Genomic DNA, 18,162 nt, shown 5'->3' with positions numbered 1-18,162 from the left:
TAGTGTTGGAAAATACCACAAGCTAGCGTAAAATTGCCTCTCTATTTTATTCCTGTGATAAAGAACAATACATTATGAGCGACATTTTTGAAACTGACAGCTTTGACACAGCAGAGCATCAACTCGATGCATTGGGCCTTCGTTGCCCTGAGCCCGTTATGATGTTGAGAAAATCCGTGCGCCGCCTGAGTGATGGAGAAACATTACTGGTCATTGCCGATGATCCCGCCACGACACGTGATATACCCAGTTTTTGCGAGTTTATGGATCACACACTCATTGCCAGTGATACATCCACATTGCCCTATCGTTATCTGATAAAAAAAGGCTGTGCCTAATCATGCAGCTAGGCAATCTTAAAATAAGATTGCCAATAGCCTTTAATTCTCAATCTACCTGAATCCTCCCTCACCCGCTTATCATTTCCATGATAAAAATGAATTGAAACAAATTTGAGGTATTAATGTTAATGAATTTATGCGATAACTAACGGCAAATAAATAAGTTGTCACTAGGTTTTTTAATAATGAAAAAAAGATTGGCTCCCTTAAGCTTTGCTATCGCACTCAGCCTCCAATTTAGTATTCAACCTCTCAGTTTTGCCACTGAAGAAGACACCCCAAAATGGCAAGTTAATGCACCTGAAGATGCACCATTAGAAACAATAAACATCACGGTCAATGAAGGCACATGGATGAATGTCAGTGTCAGTCCCGATGGCCAACACATCATTTTTGATATGTTAGGTGACATTTACCAAATGCCCATAACTGGGGGTAAAGCCAAAGTGTTGGCCAGTGGTATCGCTTGGCAAATGCAACCTGTCTATAGCCCCGATGGAAAATGGATAGCGTTTACATCCGATGAAGACGGCGGCGATAATATTTGGGTGATGAAAGCCGATGGCAGTGAAAAACACCCAATTACAAAAGAAACCTTTCGTCTCCTTAACAGCCCAGCTTGGAGCCCTGATTCACAATACCTTGTTGCACGTAAGCATTTTACGGGTAGCCGTAGTTTAGGCGCAGGGGAAGTCTGGCTATACCATGTAGCAGGTGGTGACGGCGTTAAACTCACTGAGCGCCCTAACGAACAAAAAGACTTAGGTGAACCCGCCTATTCACCTGATGGACGCTATATCTACTTTAGCCAAGATGCCACACCAGGAAAAACCTTTCACTACTCCAAAGACTCAGTAAAAGGCATTTATAAGATTAAGCGCTACGATACACAAACTGGTGACATTGATATTTTGATTGAAGGCACAGGAGGCGCCGTTAGACCAACACCAAGCCCCGATGGGAAGAAGCTGGCTTATATCAAACGCGATGGCTTTCAATCCTCACTCTATTTACTCGACTTAGCCTCAGGTAAAACCCAAAAACTCTATGACAAGCTCGATAGGGATCTGCAAGAAACTTGGGCTATTCATGGGGTTTACCCTACCATGTCTTGGACACCTGACAACCAAGCACTCATCTTTTGGGCCAACGGTAAAATTAATCAATTCAACCTCGCTTCCAATCAAGCTAAAGTGATCCCTTTTAGTCTTGACGTTGAACGCACTATTCAACCCGCCGTTCGCTTTGAGCAAAACATCGATAAAGACAATTTTGATGTCAAAATGCTACGAATGGCACAGATTTCTCCTAACGGAAAGCAAGTCATCTTTGAAGCCTTAGGTAAGCTTTGGCTAAGGGATCTGAATGGGGAGAAACACTCTCGCCTCACAGTATTAGCCCCTAATTTACGAGAGCTTTATCCACAGTGGTCTAGGGATGGCAAACATATTGTTTTTACCACTTGGGATGATAAACAACAAGGCACTATTCGTTTACTTAACCTAAAAACGAAAAAAATCACAACCTTAACTCAAGAACCCGGTAAATATGTTGAACCCACTTTCGCACCGAATGGTGAATTCATCGTTTACCGTAAAGTAAAAGGCGGATATCTCACATCGCCAACATGGTCTCAAAATACCGGTCTTTATCGCCTCGACATCAAAACGAAACAAGCAAACAAAATCACCTCACACGGCCATCAACCTCAGTTTGGTGCAAGTTCTGATAGAGTCTATTTTATGGATACAGGGGAAACTCCTGAATTTGCCTCTATTAACCTGGAAGGTTTTGACAAAAAGGTTCATTACACCAGTAAACATGCCACCGAATTTAGGCTTTCTCCCAACGGCAAAGAACTTGCCTTTGCAGAGCGGTTTAAAGTCTGGATCACTCCCTTTGCTCAACATGCTGAAACCATTGAAATCGGCCCAAAAGCCACTAACCTTCCCGTACGACAATTAAGTGTCAGGGCAGGTGAAAGCATCAGTTGGAGCGGTGATAATCAACAAGTCTATTGGACACTTGGACCTGAGCTTTATCAAGTTAACATTGATAATTATTATGCTAAACCAGATGCTAAAAATGAAGCTGCTAAGCCGACAATAACAGCGCTCGGCTTCACGCAAAAAGCAGATGTTCCACGTGGAACAATTGCATTTGTTGGTGGGAAAATAATTACCATGCAAGGCGATAACGTTATCGAAAACGGCACGGTTATTGTCAAGAATAATCATATTATTGAACTCGGTAAAGCCAGCGATATCGACGTACCTGTTTATGCTCAAGTCATCGATATTAGTGGCAAAACATTAATGCCTGGATTATTTGATGCTCATGCACATGGACCACAAGCAGAGGATGAAATCATTCCTCAGCAAAACTGGCAACAATATTCTAATCTGTCTTTGGGCGTCACCAGTATCCACGATCCTTCCAATGACACCACTGAGATTTTTGCGGCAGCTGAGCAACAAAAAGCCGGATTGATCACTGCCCCAAGACTATTCTCAACAGGCACAATTCTGTATGGTGCAAATCTTCCTGGCTACACCTCTCATGTTGATTCACTGGAAGATGCCAAGTTCCATCTCGAACGACTGAAAAAAGTCGGCGCTTTCAGCGTCAAAAGCTACAATCAACCAAGACGTGATCAACGTCAACAGGTTATTGCAGCGGCAAGAGAACTCGAAATGATGGTCGTGCCAGAAGGCGGCAGTTTATTGCAACATAACCTAACAATGGTAGCCGACGGTCATACTACGGTAGAACACTCTTTACCGGTGGCCAAAATTTACCAAGATATAGAACAATTTTGGAGCCAAACAAAGGTGGGCTACACCCCCACACTTGTCGTCGCCTACGGGGGAATTTCAGGAGAACATTACTGGTATGATAAAACGGATGTTTGGAGTCATCCAAGATTATCTCAATATGTGCCAGCCGATATCCTTAATGCGCGCTCTATGCGCCGCACTAAAGCACCGAATGAGCACTATAATCACTTTGCTGTAGCGAGAGTTGCCAAGCAACTCAATGATGTCGGTATAAACCCTAACATAGGCGCACATGGACAACGTGAAGGTTTAGCTGCCCACTGGGAAATGTGGATGTTCGCCCAAGGCGGAATGGATAATCTCGAGGTACTGAAAACAGCCACCATTAACCCAGCAAAAACATTTGGCATGGATAAACAGTTAGGGTCAATTGAAGTCGGTAAATTAGCAGACTTAATTGTCATCGATGGCGATCCGCTTAAGAATATTCGAACGACTGATAAAGTGGTTTATACCATGGTGAATGGTAAGCTTTATGATAGTGAAACCATGAACCTAATTAATCACAATAATGAAATGAAGCGTCAGCCTTTCTATTTTGAAAAATAAGCATACCCTGTACTCATTCAAGTAGAGACTGAAAAGCAGAATGTTCCACGTGGAACATTCTGCTTTTTTACACTCATGTTTCGTATATTAAATGAAAAACTAACCTTCGCTATAACAAAAACAATCTAAAGTATGGTCGTTCACCATACCCACAGCCTGCATAAATGCATAACAAATTGTCGGACCAACAAAATTAAAACCTAATTTTTTTAACGCTTTTGACATCGCAACCGATTCAGACGTTTGCGCAGGAATTTCAGAGCCATGAACAAAAGCATTATATCTGACTTCACCACCAACAAAATCCCATAAAAAATCGGAAAAATCATTGCCTGCATTTGTGAAGGCCATATAAGCCCGTGCATTTTTTATAATTGAATTCACTTTTAAACGATTACGCACAATGCCTGCGTTTTGCATTAACTCTTCAACTTTCTTATCATCAAATAAAGCAATTTTAGCAGGATAAAATTGCGCAAAAGCCGCTTCATAATTCGCTTGTTTTTTTAAAATCGTCAACCAAGATAAACCGGCTTGCTGTCCATCTAAGCATAATTTTTCAAATAACTCTCGACTATCATAAACGGGTCTTCCCCACACTTTGTCATGATATTCTAAATATTGAGGATCTGAACTCACCCAACCGCAACGTTTTACATCCATTTAAGCTTCCTTGACTCATTATCAAAATCATCCCTCTAAAATAACTCAGTTAACTGAAAATAAAAACGCTAATGCAAAGATTCGCTATCCGCGACTTCTTCATCATTATGTTTATCAGCTTCATTTGACTCATTCACAACTAAATCGCTTGGAAGATGAAATAATTCAGTAAAAGCATCATTTCCATAGGTTAATTTATGCTTAGATACACACCATTGAGCAATACCCCAATGATGCTTACGACAATATTGACTCATTTTTTCGATTGTATGAGTGAACTGACAACAATGAACGCTAAACATAATGGTTTAAACCTTATATTATTCACCACACTTTAATTATATAAGATAAAAAAATATTGAGTTTTCTATAGTGTAACCTTAAGTTTCAATTACATTGAATGATATATAGCTAAATCAATATACAATGACGAAGGGAGTTGAAATACCGAATCAAACGTTAACCTTTACGTCTATTAAACAATATCAAACAGCCAAATGAGGTCACCCTAACACCTTCGACAAGAACCCCTTGCTCTCATTATTGATCTATATCGAACTTACTCCCGCCACATCTGGTAAAAAATAACCGACATAGGGTATAATCAGTCCCATTTTCTATTAAGGCCTGGCGCAGTAACAATGACGACCAAACACGACGTAAAAACATTTCAGGGCTTTATTCTTACCCTGCAAGAATATTGGGCGCAGCAAGGTTGCGCAATAGTACAACCCTTAGACATGGAAGTAGGCGCGGGTACATTTCACCCTCAAACTTTCTTACGTTCATTAGGCCCAGAGCCAATGAGCAGCGCTTACGTCCAACCGTGTCGTCGCCCCACTGATGGCCGTTATGGTGAAAACCCTAACCGCTTACAACATTATTATCAGTTTCAGGTGGTTTTAAAACCGTCACCAGACAATATTCAAGAACTGTATTTAGGATCTCTTGAAGCACTCGGCGTGGATACACAAGTCCACGATATCCGTTTTGTCGAAGATAACTGGGAGTCACCTACCCTTGGCGCTTGGGGTCTAGGCTGGGAAGTTTGGCTTAACGGGATGGAAGTATCACAATTCACTTACTTCCAACAAGTTGGCGGTATTGAATGTAGCCCCGTTACTGGTGAAATCACCTATGGCTTAGAACGCCTTGCCATGTACATTCAAGAAGTCGACAGTGTCTACGATCTTGTGTGGACTGACGGCCCAATGGGTCGCGTAACTTATGGGGATATTTTTCATCAAAATGAAGTAGAACAATCTACCTATAACTTTGACCATGCCGATGTTGATGTGTTGTTCCGCACCTTTGATGATTGCGAAAAAGCCTGCCAAAAATTATTAGCACTAGAAAAACCTTTGCCGTTACCTGCTTATGAGCAAGTGATGAAAGCCTCCCATGCTTTTAACTTACTCGATGCCCGTCATGCTATTTCAGTCACTGAACGCCAACGTTATATTTTACGTGTTCGCACATTGGCAAAAGGTGTTGCTGAGTCTTATTATCAAGCCCGTGAAGCCCTTGGCTTCCCAATGTGTAAGTAGAGGTAAAATAAATGAACGTTGAAAACTTACTCATTGAGGTAGGAACCGAAGAATTACCACCAAAAGCGCTGCGCACGCTCGCTACAGCTTTTTTGAATAACTTCAAAGAAGAACTTGGTAAAGCTGAGCTTAATTTTGAATCCAGTCAATGGTACGCTGCGCCGCGCCGTTTGGCTTTTTCTATTCAAGGCTTGGCTACCGCTCAACAAGATAAAATCGTTGAAAAACGTGGCCCAGCAATCGCACAAGCATTTGATAGTGAAGAGAATCCTACTAAAGCCGCTCAAGGTTGGGCCCGTGGTAATGGCATCAATGTTGAACAAGCTGAACGCCTAGTGACAGACAAAGGAGAATGGCTACTTCACAAAGCCGCTGTGGTGGGTGTTGCAACTCAATCACTGGTTCCTGCCATGGCCCAGCGCGCACTGGATAAATTGCCTATACCTAAACCCATGCGTTGGGGCAGTAACAAGACCCAGTTTATTCGCCCAGTTCACACAGTCACTATGTTACTTGGCAAGGAGCTCATTCAAGGTGAGCTATTAGGCGTCAAGTCTAACCGTATCATTCGTGGCCATCGCTTCATGGGGCAATCAAGCTTTGAGCTCGATCATGCCGACAACTACCTACACGCCCTAAAAGAGCAAGGTAAAGTGCTCGCCGATTATGAGGCTCGTAAACAGATCATCCAAGCCGATGCTCAAGCCGCTGCATTAAAAATCAATGGTGTCGCCGATCTTGAAGATGACTTACTAGAGGAAGTCACCTCATTGGTTGAGTGGCCTGTGGTATTAACGGCCAACTTTGAAGAAAAGTTCCTCGATGTGCCTGCAGAAGCCTTGGTTTATACCATGAAAGGCGATCAAAAGTATTTCCCAGTTTTTGATAACAAAGGCGCATTATTACCGCACTTTATTTTTGTCACTAATATTGAGTCCAAAGATCCCGAGCAAATTATCTCAGGTAACGAGAAAGTGGTTCGTCCTCGTTTAGCCGACGCTGAATTTTTCTTTGAAACAGACAAAAAGCAGAGCCTTGAGTCACGTCTTGACAGCTTAACGAGTGTGGTCTTCCAAAAACAGCTTGGCACATTAAAGCAAAGAGTTGAGCGTATATCAGCGCTAGCGGGGTTTATTGCGCCACTCATTAATGCTAATGAAACCGACGCCGTCCGCGCCGGATTACTCTCAAAATCTGATTTGATGAGTAACATGGTTATGGAGTTCACCGATATTCAAGGCACAATGGGCATGCACTATGCTCGCCTCGATGGTGAAACTGAAGCCGTCGCCAAAGCGATTGAAGCTCAATACAAGCCTAAGTTCTCTGGTGATACTGTGCCGACAGAGCCTGTGAGCATTGCCCTAGCACTCGCTGAAAAACTCGATACCTTAGTGGGTATTTTCGGTATTGGCCAAGCCCCTAAAGGCGCCGCCGATCCTTTCGCACTCAGACGTGCCGCCATCGGTATTTTGCGCATTATCGTCGACAACAAGCTGCCCCTTGATTTAGTCGAGCTCATTGCCAAAGCTCAGGAGCTGCACGGTACCAACTTAAGCAACGAAAAAACCAGCGAACAAGTATTAGAGTTCTTCATGGCACGTTTTCGTGCTTGGTATCAAGATAAAGGCATCAATGTCGATGTTATTTTGTCGGTACTGGCGCGTCGCCCGACCAAGCCTGCTGATTTTGATAGCCGTATTCAAGCGGTCACTCACTTCAGAGCACTTGAAGAGGCCGCATCACTCGCTGCTGCGAATAAGCGTGTATCGAACATCTTAGCAAAAGTGGAAGGTGAACTACCCAGCAGTATTAATACCAGTTTGCTTAACGAAGCCGCTGAAATCGCCTTGGCTAAACAATTAGCCGCGCTGCAACCACAGCTTGCCCCTTTGTTTGCATCGGGTGATTACCAACAAGCCTTAAGCTTATTGGCGGCATTGCGTGACAGCGTCGACACCTTCTTTGAAGATGTCATGGTCATGTCGGATGATATCGCTCTTAAGAATAATCGTTTAGCGTTACTCACTCAGCTGCGTAACGAGTTCTTACACGCCGCCGATATCTCCCTCTTGCAAGGCTAGTTTTTAATCATTGCAGAGTCAGGCTCACTTTTAATCATAAAAAGTGAGCCTTCTATATAGAGCCCTCAGCGTATCAATAGCAAGAGCCTTCAGCTAAATAAAAGGCCTTCAACTAAGTAAAAAACTTCAGCCGAAAAGTGGAACGCTAATAAGCAGGAGCCTCAGCCAAGTGAAGAGCCTTCAGCGTGTAAATAGCGAGCCCTCAGCCGAAAAGTGGAACGCTAACAAAGAGCCAAAGCCGAAAAGTGAAACGCTAATAAAAAGCCGAAGCCGAAAGCTCATCTGGGGTTTTCATTATGTGCTTTTTACAAAACCATACTCAATCAATTAAACTAAGAAAATAACTGACCCACAGTTTTCATGGGGATGAACATTCTGACACGACCATTAATTTCACACAGGATCTCAAAACCATATTTTGCGTAAAATGATTCCGCTTGTTCAGTTAAACAATCAACAACAATGGCATAAGCTCTCATATGAGCGTTTATTTCCCAAAGATATTCCAATGCTTTGATTAGACTGACTTTCCCTAAGCCACTTCCATGGAACGCTTTATGAACGGCAAGTTGAGCTAAAAGAAAAACAGGAATAGGATAACGTGGTAATTTTTTAGCCATTGCGCTAGCTATTGATAATGGCAAGGTATCACGACTAATTGAACTTGGTGCAATCGTATAAAATGCGCAAACTTTATATTTTTATACGCTTCACATTCAAGATTGATGATTATAAAAATCATTACTTTGGATTTTGAGCTTGTAAATTATCATATACCAATTCCTCTAAAGCACAAACAAACTCATGAGTATCACTGGTTGTAAAATTTCCTAACTTTAAATCAATATCAACTTCATGATATTCAGCAACAAAAACTTCTGTATGGATCTTTTTTTTAAGATTAAAGAAAATCATTAAATTAATATTTTTCTCTTTAGAAAAACTTTTCCAATCTTGGTAATTGGCTTCAATATGGATTGGAGGAACTCTGCGATATCGATTTTCATTTATGTCAAAAAATTTAATCAAGCCACGTGTACCGAAATGTTTATTTAAAGCTCTTTCTAATTCATTAACTTTTTCCAATAGTCTTTGATTGAGTAATCGCTCACTATTTTCATTTTCATTAACTATGAGATTAAGCTCGTTAAACTTAGTCTTATCACCAAATAAATTTAGAATGAAATTTAGCATTTGTTCTCCTGAAGCTTCATGACTTACCCGTAATAACCTTCTAAGTATTTATTCTTACACTTGTGTTAAATAACATCATTGAAATCGAAATAAGCAATTGTTTTAAACAATAAATTAAATTATACCATTTTTAAAATATACCCGTTGCGAAGCAATTCACAGCTTTTGCTCTTCATTCCCCATCGAAGTTTCCGAAATTATTTTATCAGTCATAGCGTGAGCTCGGCAGGGATGCCGAGATAGCCTTAGTTGAGTCAAGGTCGTTCCTTGACGTCCCTGTCACCACGACATTTGTTAGTCCTAAACATCAGAGACGAATATGAGGCGATAGCGTTGACTGAGAATAAAATAGTGAGGTGCTTAACTTCGTCTGGGACGGCAAAGGTGATCCAAGAGGGGATTGCTGTTGATCCCCTTTTGGCCCAGTGTGAGTGGGAACTCACGATCTTCCATTAAGCGAAGCTTAATCAACAAAAAATAACCACCAACCTTCATTGAAAAGGCCACTCCTCAACGAGATTGTTAATCTGCCGTTTTACACTTTTTAACACAGTTAAAAACATAAACTCAGACCTATCGCGCCTATCCCAACCCGCCAAGGCATGCTAGATTAGCCGCCTTTTATGCTTAATTATCGCCAATTTCACCTCGGAGTATTTTTCGTGAAACTTAAACTTGTCGGCAGCTCGCTGATCATTGCAGGAACCGCATTAGGGGCAGGCATGCTCGCCATTCCCATGGTACTGGCGCAATTTGGCCTATTATGGGCCACACTACTCATGTTATTTATTTGGCTTGGCACCACTTATGCGGCATTGCTATTGTTAGAAGCCAGCGTGAAAGTCGGCCGTGGCGTCAGTATGAGTAACGTCGCCAGAGATACCCTCGGAGTCAGCGGGCAGCTCGTCACTAACATATTACTCTATGCATTATTGGTTTGCCTAATGATGGCGTATATTATTGGCGCTGGCGATCTTATTCAAAACATTGCCACCAGCTTTGACTTTAACTTAAGCAAAACCACCGCCCAGATCAGCTTTACCCTGATCACTGGCCTGATCGTATCCCGCGGCACAGCTGTCATCGACAAGTTTAATAGGCTGCTTTTTGCAGCCATGTTATTAGCCCTACTCACCACTTTAATGTATTTAGCGCCTAACCTATCATTGAGCAGCCTAACCCAAGTGGTCACCCATGATAATCTGGCGTTAGTTAAAACCAGCTCAGTGCTTTTTACCAGTTTTTGTTTTTTAGTGGTGATCCCATCCCTCGCCACTTATAACAAAGAATCCAGTAAACATGAACTCAGAAATATGTTACTGCTAGGTTCCATCATTCCGCTCGTATGCTATCTATTGTGGCTTTATGCCGTTGTTGGCAATCTAGCACCAGAGCAATTACTACACTTTGCCAATGTATCAGAGCTAATCACAGCCTTGAGTATCCAATATAAAAATCTTGAACTGATCCTCTCAGTTTTTACAGCATTAGCCTTATTGACCTCTTTTCTTGGAGTGGCGTTAGCACTGTTTGATCAAAATACCGATGTGATAAAAAGTACCAAGGTCATCACCTTTATAATGACCTTTATTTTGCCATTAGCAGGAGCAATATTGGCCCCAGAGCAATTCTTAAATACATTAAGCTACGCGGGAATTATTTTGGTTTTCTTAGCGATTTTCATTCCTATGGTGATGGTCATAAACGTCAGAAAAAAAGCTTTTAGCGAGCATATTTACCAAGCAGGAGGCGGTATGCCCGCCATGTTTACCTTATTACTCTTTGGCAGTTTAATGCTGTTAGTGCAGTACTTATAAACATTGTCTCATAATCAACTCACCTGTTTAAGCTGATAAATAACAGGAGTCACAACAGTGCCTCCTGTTATTTAAACGGCTTTATCCTGCCTATACGCTAAACGCTATACTTGATTTATCGCTTCAATAAAAATGTATGTATGCCCTATGGCAAACGATCGCTTTAAAAATAAAGCCAGTACTTATGATAAAGCACAACGACGACGAGATAATGTCGATAATATTGCTCATGGCATCATCAATCACATTCAATTAATGCCCACCATGCATATAATGGATTTTGGCTCGGGTACGGGGTTATTACTTGAGCGACTCGCCCCTTTCGTCAACAAGATAACCGCTATCGATATATCGCCATCAATGAATGAACAGCTAGAAAATAAACGGTGTACCCTTCAGTGCGAACTAGAAATATTACCTATAAACATAGATAGCAATAAATGGAAAAATCATCATAACAATCAATTTGATGGCATTATTTCGTCAATGACATTACACCACATAAAAGATATTCAACCATTACTCAATACCTTCTACGCCACACTAAAACCAAATGGCTTTATTGCACTGGCAGATCTATTTACAGAAGATGGCAGCTTTCACACGAAAGAGAGTGGCATCTACCATTACGGATTTGATCCTACAGAAATAAGTGCACTCGCGGCGCGATCTGGCTTTATCAATATTGATATTCAACAAATCAGCCATGTAAAAAAGCCACAAGGCGACTATCCCGTATTCCTACTAACAGCCATAAAGGAGTCACTTTAAATTAAAAATAAGCCTCAATCGACAATAACCTAAAGAGCCAACTCATTATCCCAAGTCCTGATGAAATAATCGATTTATCTCACGTCAAGCAAATACCTCCACATAAAGATACTTGACTTAAACATAAATAATCGTCATGCTATAAAAACAACCTCCACATAAAGATACTTAACGTGGAACTTTATTGACACTGCATAGGATATGGGTATGGATCATCCAAAAATCACTGATTATTTAATTACTGCCTTAGCGCCAATCATCTGGGGCAGTACGTATTTAGTCACCACAGAATTACTGCCAAGCAACAGCCCTTTATTGGCATCGGTGATCCGCGCATTACCTGCAGGCTTAATATTACTTCTAATAGGACGTACCTTGCCTACCGGAATTTGGTGGTGCCGTGCACTGGTTTTAGGGGTATTGAATATTGGCGCCTTCTTCTATTTTTTATTTGTTGCTGCCTATCACTTGCCTGGTGGCATTGCAGCCCTCGTCATGTCATTTCAACCCATGCTGGTATTGTTATTAGGCTTAATCGTGCTCAAAGCACCTATCCACACCAATCAGCTATTGGCGTGTATCATTGGGGCCGCTGGCATTGCTATGTTAGTCCTTCAATCAACAATCAAGTTAAATATGACGGGTGTGTTAGCAGGTTTGGCTGCCACCTTGTGTATGGCGACAGGCATAGTATTAAGTAAACATTGGGGGAGGCCACAAGGCGTCAGCTTATTAACCTTAACCGGTTGGCAACTCACCGTTGGCGGGCTAGTGTTATTGCCCATCGCACTGCTCACGGAATCCTTACCCACTGAAATCACATTATTAAACGGTATAGGTTTTAGTTATTTGAGTCTCTTTGGCGCCTTAGTTGCCTATGCGATTTGGTTTAGAGGTATTGAACGCTTACCCGCCGCCACAGTGTCATTCATTTCATTTGGCAGCCCGCTGACCGCTTGCATCTTAGGCTTTGTCTTTCTCAACCAAAGCCTCAGCCTAATGCAAAGTATTGGCGCCATTATCATTATTATCGCTATCTGGTTATCTCAGCCTAAAAACAAAAGAGAGCCCCAGTCCTCTCTTCCCAAACTTGATACTCCCTTATCTAAAATGACTTAAACCAGTTTAATTAAATAACCATTAAAACCATTAGAAAATAAGACATAAAAGGAACTTATAAAATGGACACATTATTAGCCCCAAGTCAGTTGAGTGATTTCGAAATAAAAAATAAACTTATCATGGCTCCAATGAGCCGCAACAGGGCAACAAGTGACGGCTTAGCAACCGAGTTGATGGCCACGTATTATGGGCAAAGAGCGAGTGCAGGCATCATCATTTCCGAAGGTATCCAACCCAGTGTTCAAGGACAAGGTTTTATGAACTCACCTGGACTACATAACGCCCAACAAACAGAATCATGGAAACAAGTCACTCGCTCAGTGCATCAAAAAGGAGGGCTTATCATTGCACAGCTCATGCATGCTGGACGCATAGGCCATCCGTCATTATATGAAAGTGCACATCAATCTGTTGCTCCATCAGCAATTGTAGCTAAAGGGCAAACCTTTACGCCTAATGGCATGCAAGACTACCTCACGCCCAAGACATTGAGTAAAAAAGACATTCAAACTTGCATTCAAGATTTTGTAAACGCTGCACGCAACGCCATTGAAGCAGGATTTGATGGCGTTGAAATTCATGCCGGTAATGGATTTCTATTACATCAATTTATGGCCAGTAATACCAATACTCGAACCGATGAATACGGTGGCAATATTGAAAATCGCAATCGATTTGCAATAGAGGTCATACATGCCGTCGTAAATGCCATTGGCGTCAATAAAACCGGCATAAGGATATCACCCAATAACCCTTATAACGATATAGAAGAAGTCGATACTGCTAAACTGTACCAAAATTTACTTTCTCGCTTACCTAAACTCGCTTTTTTACATGTGATGGAAGCCAATAACCGAGAGCAAACAAAGCAATTACGTAGACAATGGCAAGGACCCTTCATATTAAACCCTCATAAAAATGACAGCGCAGGAGTTGTCACTGCAAAAATCGCAGCAAAGGTGTTAAAAGATGGACTTGCCGATGCAGTTTGCTTTGGAGCGCTTTTTGTTGCAAACCCCGATCTTGTTCAACGAATTAGAGTGAATGCGCCTTTCAATGAACTTGACCCCAGTACTTTTTATGGTGGCGATCATCGAGGATATACTGATTATCCAACAATGCAATCTGCATAAAAACAAAACGAAAATCAGCTCAAATCCCTAGATATTGAGCTGACCCCAAAGCTCATCGCTCATATTCAATCAGCAATTTTTTAAGTAAATCAGCTAACGCCTCTTGTTCTTGAACCGTTAACGGTTCAAGTAAACGATGGCCTCGATCAACATGTTTTTTGATAACCTGATTAATTAAGGTTTCACCTGTCTCTGTTAATGTGACTAACACACCACGACGATCATTGGGATCGGCCTGTCGATAAACAAGGGATTTTGCTTCTAGCCTGTCAACACGGTTTGTCATTGCACCCGATGACAGCATTAAGGTTTGTAGTAATTGATTCGGCGTTAAAGAATAGGGTGAGCCGGAGCGCAATAACGTCGCCAACACATCAAACTCGCCCATGTTCAAACTAAACTCAGAAAACACTTGAGATTGAGCTTGACTAACAATGTGATTCAGCTTCGCCAGACGTCCAGTGACTGCCATAGGGCTGGAGTCAAGATCCGGCCTTTCTTTAGCCCATTGCGTTAAAATTGTATCGACATGATCTGTATTTATTTTCATAAAACAAATACTAGCAACAAACTTGCTTCACACAAAGCCAAAAACAGACGTTCACATAAATAAAATAATAAGAAAAGTGAAATACGCAAAACAAGCTAAAAAGGTTAATAAAGCTATCACAAGGTTAACTCCGAAAAAATATAAAGTTAATATTCACCTATAATCAATGAGATAAATTTCTATCTTGTACTGGTAAGCTTATTATTAATACTTTAATAACTTAAGATACAATATGTATCTTACTAACGCGGCAATTTTATGTTATATCACGGCACCTTCAAACCGCACTTCCTTTAGAAACAGACTTATTCTACTTGCCACTTAAACATGAAAAACCATAAAGAAATAAGAGTAGCATCATGATCCCTACCATGTTTAAAGCCATGATCCTCAATAGTACCGATCCTATGGGAATTAAAGATAACCAGTCTATTTTTGTCATGGCCAATGAAGCCTATCTAGCCTTACTCAACCTGCCAAAAGATTTTAATATCGAAGGTAAAAAAGACTGTGAACTACCAGTCGCAACAGCAGAGTTTGCTGAATTATTTAAACAACATGATAGAAAAACAGAGCAACAAGGAAAAACCGTAAAATCCTTAGAAATACATAGATTTGGAAAAGAGCAGCTCATTCAGCCATATATTTTTAATAAAACCCCTTTGTATTATGACAACGGCACGATCTTAGGCACCCTTTTTCATGGCATTCCTCAACATCATAGTATTTTATTATTTTCCGATATTATTTTAGGTAAATTAAATATGTTGGCTCCCTCTAAGGTCAACCACAAGAAGACGGCTTCATGGATCTTACAACGCCCAACAGAGGTGTTAACCAATGAGCAATGGGAAGCTTTGTACCTTTTTTGCTTAGGTTTCTCATACAATGAGATTTCAATCAGGCTCAACATCTCAAAAAGTGCCGTTCAAGGTCGAATTGAAAGAGCTTGTGATGTATTACGACTCGATACCTTTAACATTCAAAGCTTCATTCGAGAAAGTGGCTGGTTATCATCGATCCCAGCTTCATTACTCAAAAATAGCTCTATTATCATGGTTGATTAATCATAAAAAAATCGCCATCAATTGACGGCGATTTTTTAGAAAATAATAACCTTATGCTTTATACATCAAGGTTGGCCACATTTAAGGCATTACTTTCAATAAAGTCACGACGCGGTTCAACATGATCGCCCATCAAGGTTGTGAATAACTGATCTGCAGCAATAGCATCTTCAATGGTCACTTGTAACATACGGCGAGACTCAGGATCCATAGTGGTTTCCCAAAGTTGCTCAGGGTTCATCTCACCAAGTCCTTTATAACGCTGTATATAAAGACCACGTTTTGACTCATTAATCAACCAATCAAGCGCTGTTGCGAAACTATCCACTTCTTTCATTCGCTCTCCACGCTTAACATAACCACCTTCTTCGACTAAACCATTAATCGCCTCACCTAACTTAGCAATACGTTGATAGTCATTAGAGTGGAAAAAATCAAAGCTAAACGCATAATGAGTATCAATACCATGTTTACGGATCACCACATCAGGTAAATACACTTGACGCTCAGGATCAAAGCTCACTTCACCAGTATAAAGAATACCACCAGTCTCTTGCTCAATTAAATCAGTAACAAAAACCTCTAACCAGGCTTTCATTTTTGCTTCATCATTCAGCATGGCATCGGTCACTTCAGGATGATAGAGCATCTGATTAAGCATGTTCATTGGATAACGCTTCTCTAAACGGGCAATCACTCCTTCCACTTCACGGTACTGATTAACTAAACTTTCTAGTGGAGCCCCTGAGAAGCCAGGCGCCCCTTGCGAAGGATAAATAAACGCATTATCCAAGGCTTGAGTCGTTAAGTACTCAGTCAATGCTGGATCATCTTTAAGATATTGCTCTTGCTTGCCTTTTTTCACTTTATATAAAGGCGGCTGAGCAATATACACATAGCCACGTTCAATAAGCTCAGGCATTTGACGGAAGAAAAAGGTCAATAAGAGAGTACGAATATGCGATCCATCCACGTCAGCATCGGTCATGATCACAATGTTATGATAACGCGTTTTATCAGGATCATATTCATCACGGCCAATACCACAGCCCAATGCAGTAATAAGAGTAACGACTTCTTGTGAAGATAGCATCTTATCGAAACGGGCTTTTTCAACGTTTAGAATTTTACCTTTTAGCGGCAAAATAGCTTGATTTTTACGGTTACGTCCCTGCTTAGCACTACCGCCAGCAGAGTCCCCTTCCACAATATAAATTTCAGAAAGACCGGGATCTTTTTCTTGGCAATCGGCTAGTTTTCCAGGTAAACCACCTAAATCAAGCGCACCTTTACGACGTGTCATATCACGGGCTTTACGGGCCGCTTCGCGCGCGCGCGCAGCATCGATGATTTTGCCGACAATCAACTTAGCTTCATTAGGATGCTCCATGAGGTAGTCACCTAATTGTTCACCCATGGTTTGTTCAACTGCGCTTTTCACTTCACTCGACACCAATTTATCTTTGGTTTGTGAGCTAAATTTAGGATCCGGTACTTTCACAGAAATAACAGCGGTTAATCCTTCACGCGCATCATCGCCTGTGGCACTGGTTTTGCCTTTTTTGTTATAACCTTCACGTTCCATGTAACTGTTAAGGTTACGGGTTAACGCACTTCTAAACCCCGCTAAGTGAGTACCACCATCCCGCTGAGGAATGTTGTTGGTAAAACAGAAAATATTTTCCTGAAAACCTTCGTTCCATTGCATTGCCACTTCAACAGTAATGCCATCTTCACGCTCTTGAATAAAATGAAACACTTCTTTATTCACAGCGGTTTTATTGACATTTAAGTAATCAACAAACGCACTAATGCCGCCTTCATAACGGAAGAATTCATCTCTGTCATCCCGCTCATCAATCAAGCGAATGCCCACACCAGAGTTCAAAAACGACAGCTCACGAACACGCTTGGCTAAAATATCATAATGGAACAACACATCACTGAAGGTGTCTTTACTCGGCCAAAAACGCAGCTGAGTTCCTGTCGTAGTCGCATCACCAATCACTTTAATCGGCGAGTCTGGCACGCCCATAGTATAAAACTGCTCATGAACTTTGCCTTCCCGGCGAATGGTAAGCTGCAATTTCTCTGATAATGCATTCACCACAGAGACACCTACACCGTGTAAGCCACCGGAAACTTTATAAGAGTTATCGTCAAACTTACCGCCGGCATGAAGTACGGTCATGATAACTTCAGCAGCGGAAACACCTTCTTCTTCATGGACAGAAACCGGAATACCGCGACCATCATCACGTACTGATACTGAACCATCGGCATGAATAGTAATAATCACATCTCGACAATGACCGGCTAAAGCTTCATCGATAGAGTTATCGACTACTTCGAATACCATATGATGTAAACCTGTGCCATCATCTGTGTCACCAATATACATCCCAGGTCTCTTACGGACTGCATCAAGGCCTTTTAATACCTTGATACTCGAAGAATCGTAACTATTCTCTGACATATTATTCTCTC

14 protein-coding genes and 1 pseudogene are annotated in these 18,162 nt (G+C 41.4%); 9 read left to right on the top strand and 6 right to left on the bottom strand.

What is annotated here, in order from left to right; genetic code table 11:
* The first annotated feature begins 74 nt into the window (after window positions 1-74).
* Together tusA and Q0976_RS11685 are read left to right on the top strand one after the other, a co-directional pair.
* Complete coding sequence (gene tusA / locus Q0976_RS11690; RefSeq protein ID WP_299494008.1) at window positions 75-338, top strand: sulfurtransferase TusA; 264 nt, start codon at window positions 75-77, stop codon at window positions 336-338.
* A 185-nt stretch (window positions 339-523) separates the two neighbouring features.
* Entirely contained in the window at window positions 524-3,727 is a 3,204-nt protein-coding gene (locus Q0976_RS11685; protein ID WP_299494053.1) for an amidohydrolase family protein, read from the top strand.
* A 99-nt stretch (window positions 3,728-3,826) separates the two neighbouring features.
* Here Q0976_RS11685 and Q0976_RS11680 read toward each other — a convergent pair whose 3' ends face one another.
* Together Q0976_RS11680 and Q0976_RS11675 are read right to left on the bottom strand one after the other, a co-directional pair.
* Window positions 3,827-4,390, bottom strand: a complete 564-nt coding sequence (locus tag Q0976_RS11680) for a DNA-3-methyladenine glycosylase I (protein ID WP_299494007.1) — start codon at window positions 4,388-4,390, stop codon at window positions 3,827-3,829.
* Window positions 4,391-4,458: 68 nt separating this feature from the next.
* Window positions 4,459-4,692, bottom strand: coding sequence for a hypothetical protein (locus Q0976_RS11675; protein ID WP_299494006.1), 234 nt, complete (start codon window positions 4,690-4,692; stop codon window positions 4,459-4,461).
* A gap of 339 nt (window positions 4,693-5,031) precedes the next feature.
* Here Q0976_RS11675 and glyQ point away from each other — a divergent pair, with 339 nt between their 5' ends.
* The gene (glyQ, locus tag Q0976_RS11670) at window positions 5,032-5,937 is read left to right on the top strand and encodes a glycine--tRNA ligase subunit alpha (RefSeq protein ID WP_299494005.1); all 906 of its coding nucleotides are present in this window, start codon (window positions 5,032-5,034) and stop codon (window positions 5,935-5,937) included.
* Between the two features lie 11 nt (window positions 5,938-5,948).
* Complete coding sequence (gene glyS / locus Q0976_RS11665) at window positions 5,949-8,021, top strand: glycine--tRNA ligase subunit beta (RefSeq protein ID WP_299494004.1); 2,073 nt, start codon at window positions 5,949-5,951, stop codon at window positions 8,019-8,021.
* Between the two features lie 332 nt (window positions 8,022-8,353).
* Here glyS and Q0976_RS11660 read toward each other — a convergent pair.
* Window positions 8,354-8,722 (bottom strand): annotated as a pseudogene (locus Q0976_RS11660) (GNAT family N-acetyltransferase); the annotation flags it as partial.
* Between the two features lie 40 nt (window positions 8,723-8,762).
* Entirely contained in the window at window positions 8,763-9,215 is a 453-nt protein-coding gene (locus tag Q0976_RS11655) for a hypothetical protein (protein WP_299494003.1), read from the bottom strand.
* Between the two features lie 662 nt (window positions 9,216-9,877).
* Between Q0976_RS11655 and Q0976_RS11650 the strand changes: the two genes are divergently transcribed.
* The 4 genes from Q0976_RS11650 to Q0976_RS11635 all read left to right on the top strand — a co-directional run bounded on the left by Q0976_RS11650 (window position 9,878) and on the right by Q0976_RS11635 (window position 14,058).
* Window positions 9,878-11,032 (top strand): aromatic amino acid transport family protein, encoded by a 1,155-nt coding sequence (locus Q0976_RS11650; protein ID WP_299494002.1) that lies wholly within the window; start codon window positions 9,878-9,880, stop codon window positions 11,030-11,032.
* A 147-nt stretch (window positions 11,033-11,179) separates the two neighbouring features.
* Window positions 11,180-11,803: a class I SAM-dependent methyltransferase gene (locus Q0976_RS11645; protein ID WP_299494001.1), complete on the top strand. Its 624-nt coding sequence runs from the start codon at window positions 11,180-11,182 to the stop codon at window positions 11,801-11,803.
* 207 nt (window positions 11,804-12,010) lie between these two features.
* Entirely contained in the window at window positions 12,011-12,922 is a 912-nt protein-coding gene (locus Q0976_RS11640) for an EamA family transporter (RefSeq protein ID WP_299494000.1), read from the top strand.
* 62 nt (window positions 12,923-12,984) lie between these two features.
* A complete protein-coding gene (locus Q0976_RS11635) occupies window positions 12,985-14,058 on the top strand; it encodes an alkene reductase (protein ID WP_299493999.1) in 1,074 nt (357 codons plus the stop codon).
* A gap of 52 nt (window positions 14,059-14,110) precedes the next feature.
* On the opposite strand, the gene Q0976_RS11630 is transcribed toward Q0976_RS11635, so the two are convergent.
* Window positions 14,111-14,608, bottom strand: a complete 498-nt coding sequence (locus tag Q0976_RS11630) for a MarR family transcriptional regulator (protein WP_299493998.1) — start codon at window positions 14,606-14,608, stop codon at window positions 14,111-14,113.
* Window positions 14,609-14,967: 359 nt separating this feature from the next.
* Here Q0976_RS11630 and Q0976_RS11625 point away from each other — a divergent pair, with 359 nt between their 5' ends.
* Window positions 14,968-15,675, top strand: coding sequence for a PAS domain-containing protein (locus tag Q0976_RS11625; RefSeq protein WP_299493997.1), 708 nt, complete (start codon window positions 14,968-14,970; stop codon window positions 15,673-15,675).
* A gap of 58 nt (window positions 15,676-15,733) precedes the next feature.
* Here Q0976_RS11625 and gyrB read toward each other — a convergent pair whose 3' ends face one another.
* The gene (gene gyrB, locus Q0976_RS11620; protein WP_299493996.1) at window positions 15,734-18,151 is read right to left on the bottom strand and encodes a DNA topoisomerase (ATP-hydrolyzing) subunit B; all 2,418 of its coding nucleotides are present in this window, start codon (window positions 18,149-18,151) and stop codon (window positions 15,734-15,736) included.
* Between the last annotated feature and the right edge of the window lie 11 nt (window positions 18,152-18,162).

This window comes from uncultured Shewanella sp. (assembly GCF_947501665.1).
In the GTDB taxonomy this organism is placed as follows: Bacteria; Pseudomonadota; Gammaproteobacteria; order Enterobacterales; family Shewanellaceae; genus Shewanella.
The sequence above is the reverse complement of the archived record's forward strand: the minus strand, read 5'-3'. Positions and strand labels throughout refer to the sequence as shown.